Annotated in this window: 7 protein-coding genes; 1 reads left to right on the plus strand and 6 read right to left on the minus strand. The window is 63.1% G+C overall.

Features of this window, described 5'->3' with window-relative positions:
* Window positions 1–316 precede the first annotated feature (316 nt).
* The 6 genes from FNJ84_RS10330 to FNJ84_RS10350 all read right to left on the minus strand — a co-directional run bounded on the left by FNJ84_RS10330 (window position 317) and on the right by FNJ84_RS10350 (window position 9,999).
* Window positions 317–3,571: a type ISP restriction/modification enzyme gene (locus FNJ84_RS10330; RefSeq protein ID WP_221931956.1), complete on the minus strand. Its 3,255-nt coding sequence runs from the start codon at window positions 3,569–3,571 to the stop codon at window positions 317–319.
* The gene (locus FNJ84_RS22205) at window positions 3,520–5,220 is read right to left on the minus strand and encodes a DEAD/DEAH box helicase family protein (RefSeq protein WP_221931957.1); all 1,701 of its coding nucleotides are present in this window, start codon (window positions 5,218–5,220) and stop codon (window positions 3,520–3,522) included. The genes FNJ84_RS10330 and FNJ84_RS22205 overlap by 52 nt, the downstream gene beginning before the upstream one ends.
* A gap of 312 nt (window positions 5,221–5,532) precedes the next feature.
* Window positions 5,533–5,865 (minus strand): hypothetical protein, encoded by a 333-nt coding sequence (locus tag FNJ84_RS10335; RefSeq protein ID WP_143793002.1) that lies wholly within the window; start codon window positions 5,863–5,865, stop codon window positions 5,533–5,535.
* A 95-nt stretch (window positions 5,866–5,960) separates the two neighbouring features.
* The gene (locus FNJ84_RS10340) at window positions 5,961–8,075 is read right to left on the minus strand and encodes an AAA family ATPase (RefSeq protein ID WP_143793003.1); all 2,115 of its coding nucleotides are present in this window, start codon (window positions 8,073–8,075) and stop codon (window positions 5,961–5,963) included.
* A 190-nt stretch (window positions 8,076–8,265) separates the two neighbouring features.
* Window positions 8,266–9,195, minus strand: a complete 930-nt coding sequence (locus tag FNJ84_RS21970) for a hypothetical protein (RefSeq protein ID WP_181870400.1) — start codon at window positions 9,193–9,195, stop codon at window positions 8,266–8,268.
* Window positions 9,196–9,411: 216 nt separating this feature from the next.
* Window positions 9,412–9,999, minus strand: coding sequence for a hypothetical protein (locus FNJ84_RS10350; RefSeq protein WP_143793004.1), 588 nt, complete (start codon window positions 9,997–9,999; stop codon window positions 9,412–9,414).
* 132 nt (window positions 10,000–10,131) lie between these two features.
* On the opposite strand from FNJ84_RS10350, the gene FNJ84_RS21975 reads away from it, so the two are divergent.
* Window positions 10,132–10,299 carry a hypothetical protein gene (locus FNJ84_RS21975; protein ID WP_185968484.1) on the plus strand — a complete coding sequence of 56 codons (168 nt, stop codon included), beginning with the start codon at window positions 10,132–10,134 and terminating at the stop codon, window positions 10,297–10,299.
* Window positions 10,300–10,536: the final 237 nt, after the last annotated feature.

Consider the following 10,536-nt stretch of genomic DNA (forward strand, 5'->3'; position numbering starts at 1 on the left):
AGAACGGAAACATCGCGCCGGCCGATGCAGAAGTAAATCAGTGCCCACTGGAAACCGGGCTCATGGCCGCGGAACGAAAGGAAGCCAGTCATTGCGCAATGATGGCGCGCGTAGGCACGCTTGGAACCAGTCCTGACGGGGCCTCCTCTTTACCAGGCCTATGTCGTGACAGCGCGATTGCTTCGTCATGCCGGGCGCTGCATAGCCAATTGGCTATAAGTTTATAATATGGCTCATGAGCTATTTCCGTGAGGTCTGTGCGGTTTCTGGCAGGCCTTGCGCCTGGCAAGAAGCCTCCAGCAGGTATTGCAGGACCTCAGATTTCCAGCGGGGGCAGGGCGCGGACAATCTTTATCGTTTCGAGACTGACGGTGATCACCCGGCGTAGGAGGTCGAAGGGATAGCGCGGATCGCCGACGGTTTCATTGGCATAGTCGTTGGCATCGTTGATGATGCCGCTGTCCTTGTCCTGACGGATGGCCTGGCGTTCCATCACCCAGTCGATGGCGGGTTTGCCGTTGACCACATAGTCATAGGCGGCAAGAGGCACGTCGATCAGAGTGATATTGGCGTTGTAGTGGATGACCGAGCGGTCCTTGCCCTTACCGAAGGCCATTTTCTCGATCCGGAAGAACTGCTTCGGGTCGTCGATGCTGGCCAGTGACAGGTCGCCCTGTTTGATGGTCACGGGGTAGGGCTCGACGGTTTCATAACCGACATGCAGATCGCCGAGGGCGCGACCGGCCTGGACGAAGGCCCAGAAATCGGCGGGCTTCTTCACGCAGGGGATGCGGGGCAGTTCCTTGGTCAGGTTGTCGGCAAAGCGGCGGCGGTAATCCTCGGAATGCAAGAGGCCATAGGTGTAGTAGAAGATGTCATCCCTGCTGATCGCCTCACCCGGATAGGCCACCTGGAAATGCTTCAGCCCCGCATCGGTGATGCCGTGCCGGGTGCGGTAGGCGGGTTTGTCGTCCTCGACCACCGAAAAGAGGTCATCGCTCGCATCGGTATCAACGCGGTCATAAAGGGTCAGCGGGAAGCATTGCGACCCATCCATGGCTGCCACATGCAAGCTGGGGATATCGTTGAGCAGGAGCACGGAAAGACCCGCGCGTCCGCCCGTGCCGGACAAGGCAATCACCTTATTCTCAAGCCCAGCTTCCGGGAAGATCGCCGGGATCTGATACATCCTCTCATTCAGGCGGCGGCTGAAATAGAGATGCTGACGGAAAAATGGCCGGTAAGTCGCGGTCACGATCTGACCCTCCTCGAAAGCCAGAGGCTTTAGACGGGCAAGGTGGTTTTTCAATCCATCAGACCATGAAATGTCGCGTGGCGCGTCTCGGATGAACTCTTTGGCTGCTGTGGTGGCTTTGACTGCTGCGAAATCGGAAAGCTTGGTGTTATAGTAATCAACCGTGTGCTGGATTTGCCGTTCCAGCCGGGTTTTCGAGGAATTGAAGCACCAGGCATCGCGCTGTGTTTTTAGGCCCGCCGAATAATTCTCGAACAGAACCTTGGCGTCCTTGTCCTTCTTGTCGCCAATGCTGATATAGCCCGCCACCGAGTCATCGCGCTGTTTCAGCCAGTCGCCATGGGCATCGGGCACCACCTCTTGCCAGCCGTCTTTTGCGGTGATGCCCCGGATCGAGCGGAAGCCCGCGATGATCTTCAGCTTGTCTTCGCGGCTCAGGTAATCGCCAATGTCGTGGTAGAAGACTTGTCCCTGTTTTGCCGCATTGGGGTTCTTGACGAAAAGCGTAACCACGATAGGCGCGCGGCTGCCTGCGCCGAAAATCTTGCCGCCTTCGCGTCGAGATGTCTCGCCGCTGGTGCGCTGGTTGCCGCGTAGGTGGAAGACGTAGATCGCGGAAAACTCCTCGACCAGCGACTTGCGCATGCCATCGCCGGTATTGGCGTCGATCCACCCGCCATTGGTCACATAGGCCAGCACGCCACTGTCACCCAGACGGTCAGCGCCCCAACGGATCGCACGGATATAGCTGTCGTAAAGCGCGTTCTTGTTGGTGGCGGTGGAGCGGTCGGCGAAGGTTTCGCCGATCCTGCCATCAAGATGCGGATAGTTGATATGGTGCGAGACCGCATAGGGCGGGTTGCCCATGATGACGCGGATGTCGAGGTCCTGCTGGCGGCGGCGGCGTTCCGAGTTGTCGGGCATGACGAGGGCCAGGTCGTCCTTGCCCTCGGACATAGCAAAAGTGTCGGTCAGCAGGATGCCGTTGAAAGGCGCGTAACTTCCCGAGAGCCCTTCATAGACGGACTCGATGTTGATCGCGGCAATGTAATAGGCCAGCAACACGATCTCATTGGCGTGCAGCTCATAGCGGAACTTGTGTTCCAGCTGGTCGGGCTGGATCAGGCCCGATTGCAGCAGGCGCGTTATGAAGGTGCCCGTGCCGGTGAAGGGGTCGATAATATGGACGCCTTTGGAGCCGAGGGTCTGGCCGAACTCATCCTCCAGCACATCATTGACGGAACGGATAATGAAATCGACGATCTCGACAGGGGTGTAAACGATGCCCAGCTTATCACGGGTGCCCTTGAAGGCCACGCCGAAGAAGTTGTCGTAGAGCTGGCGGATCAGGTCCTGCTTGGCGGCAGGATTGGTGATGCCCTGCGCCTTCAGCCGGACCGAGTGATAGAATTCGTCAAGGTCGCGGCTTTCCTTTTCCAGATGCGCGCTTTCCAGCACATCCAGCACACCCTGAATGGCGCGGGATACCGGGTTTTCGGTCGTGAAGCTGTGGCCCTCGAAAAGGGCGTCAAAGACGGGCCGCGTGATGATGTGCTGGGCCAGCATCTCGATGGCCTCGGATTCAGAAATACCGCCGTTCAGGTCATCGCGAATTTCGGCAAGGAAGCGGTCGAATTCCGCGCGTGCCGGGCCGGGCGTTGACAGGATCGCCTCCAGCCGGGTGATATGGGCCATGGCGATGTCGCGCAGGCTGGCGGCCCAGCGGTCCCAGTATTCGCGGTCGCCGCATTTTCTGACGATTTTCGCCATGATGGCGCGGCTGAAATCATCCAGGATCAGACCGGGAAGGTCGGGCTGGCGGTCGTCCTCGATGACCGCATCGCCATCACGGGCTGCACCTGCGATGTCGGCGCGGGCGGCTGCGGGGCGGGCGGGCAGGGTTTCGACCGTCGCGGTGACCGAGGCCAGTTCCTGATCGCTGATGATCTGGATCCGGTCGGAGACATCCTGACCCAAAGCCATCTGATTGATGGTCGCGTCGAAGCGTTCGTCATGGGCGCGCAGCGCGTTCAGAATCTGCCAGACGACCCGATACTTGTCGTTGTCGTTCAGCGCCTCTTCCGGGGATTTACCGGCCGGAATACCCACGGGCAGGATGACATAGCCCATCCGTTTGCCCGGCGCGCGGCGCATGACCCGGCCGACCGACTGCACAACGTCGATCTGGGATTTGCGCGGATGCAGGAACATGATCGCATCCAGCGCGGGCACGTCCACGCCTTCGGACAGGCAGCGGGCGTTGGTCAGGATGCGGCAGGTCTGATCGGAAGCTTCGGCCTTGAGCCAGTCCAGCAATTCGCCGCGTGTCTTGGCGTTGAAGGTGCCATCGACATGCCGGGCCTCAACCCGAAGTGGCGAATTCTGATATTCTGATATTCTGATATTCTGATATTCTGATATTCTGATATTCTACAGCTATCTTCTTGATGTTGCAAGGTTAAATATTCATTATAAGCGTCCGAAACCGCAGAAAATTCTTCTTGCACCAGCATGGATGACCGGATGTCGCGGCAAAATGCCAGCGCGCGGCGCATGGGCTGGGCGTCGGCACCCAGGTCGTCGCGGATGTCCGTTTTGGTCAGCGCCTTGTAGCAGCCAAGGATGCGGGTCGCGTCGTCAAGGATCAGCCCCGAGGTCGGGTCCTCAATCCGGCTTTGCACGGATTTTGCCACCAATCCTTCGTCCATGGCCAGAACGATGACCTTGTAATCGGTCAGCAGCTCATTTTGCACGGCCCAGCCAAAGCCGCGATAGAACAGGGTCGGACCAAAATCGTCCTCATTGTCCATCGAACGCAGTGTCACGCCAATGTCGCTGGCCCGCGATTTGGCGCCATCGCCATAGATGCGGGGGGTGGCGGTCATATACAGCCGCTTGTCGCCGCCGATGACCTCATCGCGGTGGATGCGGATGAAATTGCTTTCTTCCTGCCCGTCCAGCGCGGCGCCGGTGGTGCGGTGGGCCTCGTCGCAGATGATCAGATCGAACCGGCCCATGCCATGCACGTTCTGCGCATCCGATACGGTCTGGATCGACTGATAGGTGGCGAAAACCACGGTCATTACGCCGGGTGCGGCATCGGCAACGCCCGCTGCCAGAACGCCTGCATCGGTGGTGGCGGGAAAGGCCAGATCCAGTGTGCTGATTTCGGCGACATCATCCCGGGCAACCCGTCGCTTGCCGACCTGCGTGTCCGAGCAGACGGCAAAAGATCGCAACGCTGTCGTGCTGTCATGACTCCATTCGCGGACTGTCTGCGCCATCAAGGCCAGCGAGGGGACAAGGAACAGGATCCGGCCATCGGCACCGACCAGATCCTCGGCGATCTTCAATGCGGTAAAGGTCTTGCCCGTCCCACAAGCCATGATCAGCTTGCCGCGGTCATGGAGGGTCAGCCCGGCGCGAACAGCGTCAAGTGCCTCGCGCTGATGCGGTCGCAGATCTTTTCTAGGTTCCAGAACGATGTCGTGTCGGGCGGCGAAGCTGTCCCATTGGACCGGAGAGGCCCGCATCTCGGACAGGCCGATCCGACGCACCGGGATGGTCTGTCCGATCAGCATGTCCTCGGCATTGACCGACCATTCGCCTTCGGTCGAATCCATGACGATCCGGTCGGTGAAAGGCGGCCGGGAGGATGCGGCAAGGAAGGAATCAATATCTGCTTTGGCGATCTTGTGGCGCGGGGCGTAGAATTTGCACTGGATGGCGGCAAAACCAGCATGTCCTCGCAGTCTGGCGACAAGATCAATGCCGACATCCTTGCCATTCCAGCCGTGATCCGCAGCCCAGTCAGCCCAGGTCTGGACCTCGTCATAGCGCTGTGCCTGAACGGGGTCGTGCAGCAGGAAGGCTGCGCAAAGGCGTTCGTAATAGGTGCCCTTGTCACGCTCGTTTCCGGCCGCTTCGCGGTAGCTTTCAAGAAGGGAATCAAGCGGAAGGGTCATGGAAAATCGCTGTTCTGAAAGGGCTGCGGTGACCATATGGGCAGAATGCGGGGGCGACAATACGGATGCCCCGATCATGATGATCCCCAGTCTGCGTGGCCGGGACGCAGTTGCCAAGAACGCGGCCTGCTGCGGTGAATGTTCTCGTGATATGAAAGCCCTGCCAATCGAGGTCAATTGTGATCGGTGTCAGTCACCGGCGCAGGAACTGGCGTCGATTGCCGGGATGATCCGGGAGCTGTGCCGTATCCTCCCCTGACGGTGCTTCCTGTTGGCTGAGAGGGGCCGGATGCGTCGAAATGGTGATCGCCGTCACACTTCCGCTCCCCTGATCATCCGCATGGCGTCTTCCAGAATACTGCTTTGGAACTCAGGCCTGATCTGGCCATCGAGGGAGAGGATTGTGATCTTGATCTGCAGCTCGGCGCGGTTGTTTGCCGGGATCAGGGCGATGTGGCTCTCGATGGTCATGATGCGGGTGCTGATGGCGGACATGGCGGTGAGGTGGGCTTGGCCGGTTGCGGTGGCGAATCCGGCGCTGGCGGCGCGGCGGTCGTGATCGGCGTGGGTTGTCCATGCGCGCTGCCAGTCGGCGAGGGCGGTGGTGAAGATCTTGCGCGGGGTTTGGGGCCGGGTTTTGGACATGGGGCACCTCGCGGTTGCGGGTTAGGATGATGTGGAAGAACAGAAGTGTTTTGGTGCTTTGATCGGTCCGGGCTGGTTGTCGCGTTTGGCGCTTCTCAGCCTGTTCGGCAGGCCGGAGGCGGAGGAGCGTCGGGTGATGATGGCGCGCTTTCCGGCTCGGGTGCTGCGGGCATGCCCTCACTCGTCCTGACCTGCTCGAGCCATTTGGCGGCGTCGTTGCCGGAGAGTTCGCGGCGGGTGGCGAGGGCTTGGGCCATGTCCTCGAGCAGGGCGCGATGCGGGGCGAGGATCTGCAACGCCTGCGCCTCGGCGGCTTCGATGCGGGCACGCAGGCGCTGGCGCATGGCCTTGTCGTGCAGCCAGTCGGCAGTCTCGCCGAGCCAGAGCGGGCCCTCGGCGCCAAGGCCGAAGCGGGTCTCGATGGCCAGCGCGACGCGGGTCGCCAGTGCCAGATCGGAGTCGTCGGGGCCGCCGGCGCCCGAGGTGACCTCGCCGAAGACTAGCCGTTCGGCGGCGCGGCCGGCCATGAGTTCGGCCAGCAGATCGCTGTGATCCGCGATCAGGCCGGCGCGCGGGGCGCGGCGGATGCGGGTCTGGCCGCCGGTGCGGTCCAGCGCGATGTGCTGGATCTGGCCATGGCCAAGCGCCGCCGTCACCAGCGCGTGGCCGCATTCGTGGATGGCGATGCGCTGCGTGATTGCGGGGTCTTCATCGGCGCCAAAGGCCGCGCGCAGATCCTCGGGTGTGATCTGGCGCCCGGCGCGGCGGGCCACTCCGCGCAGGTCGCGCAGCGCGGCGTCGAGATCGGCCATGCTATGGCCGACGGCCTGTTGCGCCAGCGCGCGAATCTCGGGCTCGGGCAGGGTCAGATGTCGGCGCAGCACGCCGGACAGCGCTGCCGCATCGGGCAGGGGCACGGCCAGGCGCAGATCGAACCGGCCCGGGCGCAGCACGGCCGGATCGATCAGCTCGGGGTGATTGCAGGTCGCGACCACGACCACGCCCTCATCGCGCGCGATCCCGTCCATCAGCGCGAGGAAGGCATTCACCACCATGACGCGGTAGTTCTGATGCGGACCGCGATCCGTGCGGGTGCCGACGGCGTCGAGTTCATCGAGGATCAGCATCGCGGGAGCGCGGCGGCGGGCCTCGGCAAAACTCTCGCGCATGGCCTTGAGCATGTCGCCCAGATGGCCCGCGGCCTGCCATTCGCCGAAACTGGCCGGGACGGCAGCAAAGCCCGCAGATCGTGCCATGGCCTGCGCGAGCCAGCTTTTGCCGGTTCCGGGTGGGCCGTAAAACAGCGCGGTCCGGGACAGCTCGTTCCAACCGAGTTCGCCCGCGCGCCAGAGCTGCAGATCGGCGACCATGGCGCGGGCGGCGCTCAGCGCCGGGCTGTCGCCGGTGATGGCGTCGAGGTTGGGCTGGTCATGCTGGGCCAGATTCTCGGCCGCGCGCAGGGCGGACAGATTGCGGGCGACCTCGGCTACCGTGGCGCCGCGGAGCGCGATCAGCAGGTCCGCCATGCCGGGGTGAAAGCGGTTCATGGCGATATGCAGCGCGGCGATGTCGCGGGATTTACCCGCCGGATGGGTGCGGGCCAGCAGCGCCTGCAGGACCTCCGCGTCGACGGGGGCGAAGTCGATGATCTGCATGCGGTCCTGCAGTCGGGGCTCGGGCAGGGCGCCGCCCGCCAGCACGATCAGCAAAGGTGCGGCGCTGTCGAACCCGATCATCAGCAGCCGCGTCAGATCGGCAGGGCGATCCCCGCTGCCGATGGGGATCAGGCGCAGGCAGCGCGGCGGCAGGCGCCGGGTCGGAAAGCTGTCCAAAGGCTTTTGCTCGCGGATCTGCCAGATTGCGGGCACAATGCAGGGCAGGATGTATTGCAGCGCGGGCCAGTCTTCGGGCGGGACGCCGCGCAGCAGCGTGATGGCGTTCGGCGTGATCGCGGCATTGACGGCGGCCTGATTGCCGAAGCTGGCGGCAAGGCGCAGGCCCGTCAGCAGCGTCCGGCTGGTCAGCATGGGCGGCGTGGGGTTTGCCATGCGGGCCGGGTTATCGTCGGTGGCATCCGCATCGGATTCCGGTGAATCCTCGTGATCCTGCAGGCGTTGCAGGAGCTTATGGGCGAGATAGCTCCAGCCGGGTTGGGCGGGTTTGGAGGCTTTCTTCGGGGCGGATTGCGGGACGGGCTGATGCTGGGTCATGGGCGGTTCCGGGACATGAGAGGATGGTCCGCGCTGCAAACGGGCGATGCGGATAATGGTTGGGGCGCTGTCAGTGGCGCGGAGACGGACGGGATCGAGAACGGGCGGGCTGGTGCCGTGGAGGCCGTAGCCGCTGGCGCCGCCGTTCGGGTCGTGATGCGAGAGACAGCAGGCTGGTCGTCGGCTCTTCTCAGCCTGACTGTGCGTCTGCCTCTGCCGCGATACGGTCGAGTTCGGCCTCGATCATCGGCAGCAGGCCCGGGCGATAGATCTCACGCACCACATTCATCGCGCCTGCGAGTTCGGGGGCGGGCACCACGGCCTTGGGATGGGCGCTGGTCAGACGACGATGCGCGGCCTGTTCCGCCCCGCAGGCCAGATGGCCCGAGGCCATCGCCAGCACCCGCAGCACCTCGACCTGCGCATCTTTGGCCAGACCGAGTTGATGGCGGTGGCGCTTGACCGGATGGGCGCTGTAGCCCAGCTTGAGATAGTGCCGGGCGGAACGATCCGTCGTCGCGGGCAGACAGATGCGGAAGAGATAAAGGAAGCTTGGCTTCGCATTCCAGCCCCGGCCGCAGCCGGCGCAATCGCATTGGCCCCAGAGCATATTGGCCTGCGCGATGCGCTGCACATGGCCGCAGTGATGGCGATAGAGCCGGTAGTTCGGTCGCCCCGAAGGACAGTGCCCGAGCCGTTCCCAGCCAAAGCGCCGCGCCTCGCTGGCCTCACGCTCTGCGTGGCAGGTCTCGCAGCGCAGCCCGGTCTGGCCCTTGGCGACCCGTTCGATCAGCTCGAACTGGCGCGCCAGAACATGGTCGCAGGGCGCGCGGAAACGGCCATAGCCGCGCCGATCCGGATCGGGGCTGAGGAAGGTGACCCCCGCCGCTGTGGCTACTGCGCTGCGTCGGGCGGCCAGGCAGTTCGGGCAGAGCGGCTGGTGGCGCATCAGCGTGAACAGCTTGGCCGTGACGCCGCCACCGCAGGTCCGGCAGCGCAGCTGCAGGTGATGGCGGTCGCGGATGCGGGCGATGAGGTCAAAGCCCTTGGCGGCGGCGGTTGCCTGCCAATGTGTATGGATCGGGCCGGGAAAAACGGGCGTTTGGTGTGTCGAAGGCATGAGGGATCCTCCCGTGAGGCGGGATGCGTGGAAGGCGCAGGGCTGCGGCGAGGTGCAGCCCACGGCGGGGAACCTGGGAAGGGTGGCAGTGTGGCGGCGCGGTGCGCATCAAGGCAGTGCGCGAAGAATCCGCCGCGTCATTGCTGTGCAGACCAGAACCCGGCGGGCCGAACTCTTCTCCGGGCCGCGCGGGTTCAGGCCGTCGAAGGTCGGGTGCTACACGCCGGGCGCGGCCTGCATGACCTGCGGATACGCGTCGGAAGCCATCGCCATAGCAGCATCGGCGGCCGGAACATCCTCGGGCATAATCTCGACGCAATTGCCGTCGACCACCAGCGCATGGTCGGGCAGGGCGGCGAGCTGCGCCAGCGCGCGCCGCGCCTCGGCCAGCATCAGGTTCACCCGCAGCGCCAGCGGATGCCGGCCCGGGCAGCGCAGCAGCGCCCCGGGCGTCGCGACACGCGCGTAAAGCTGCGCGAATTCCCCGGCATCCTCGCTGAGCACCAGCGCCCGGGTCAGACGCGCAATCCGCAACAGCGGCCGATCCTCAAGCCGTTCGGCGGGCGTGTCACACAGCGCATCCAGCGCCGCCCCGACTGCCGCCCGCGCGGCCTCGGCATCGCGCAGCCAGTGATCGCAGGCCGGATCCCAGCTGCCGGAATGCTCCAGATCCCGCTCGGCCTCGATCCACGCCCCAAGCGCCCGCTGCATCACGCCAAAGCGCCGCGTCACCGCGCTATGCGTGAAACCTGGAACATAGGCTTCCAGAACGCCAGCAGAATGAATAGATTGGTAAACAGTCATGGTCGATCTCCTACAAGGTTGACCTGATTAGGGCCGACAGAAGTGTTGGTAGCACTTCTTCGGTCCGCATATTCAACATATGCTCTATGACACCGGTTGTCAATATTCAGCATATCGTTTAATCGATGGCTTATGTCAAAACAGACCATATTCCCCGTGAAAAAGCTTGTGAACCTGACAGAAGATCAGGCGCAACGGATCAATGATTTCCGTTTCGAGAACCGGATTGCATCAGAAAATGAAGCCATCCGGCAACTGATCGAGCTCGGGCTCCGGGCTTCGGTGGGACCGGGTTCCTGAGCGCCCTAACAGGCTGCTGAATTAGTCGAGGGGCTGGAATGGTTTCCCTTGGTTGCCGGCTTTGCTGCCCGGCCGCGCGCTTTTTGTTCTGAAATGCGTGTGTGTGACTGACGCGGTTTTTCGTCATCATGCGGCCAACAGCCGAGGCAGTCGCGCGAGGTTGTTGGCAGTCATCGTCAGGATGAAGCGGGAACGCACCCGTTCGATGCCCCGATAGACGGTCTGGGCCATGCCACC

Origin of the sequence: Paracoccus sp. M683, assembly GCF_007096355.1 — a bacterium.
Taxonomy (GTDB): Bacteria; Pseudomonadota; Alphaproteobacteria; order Rhodobacterales; family Rhodobacteraceae; genus Paracoccus.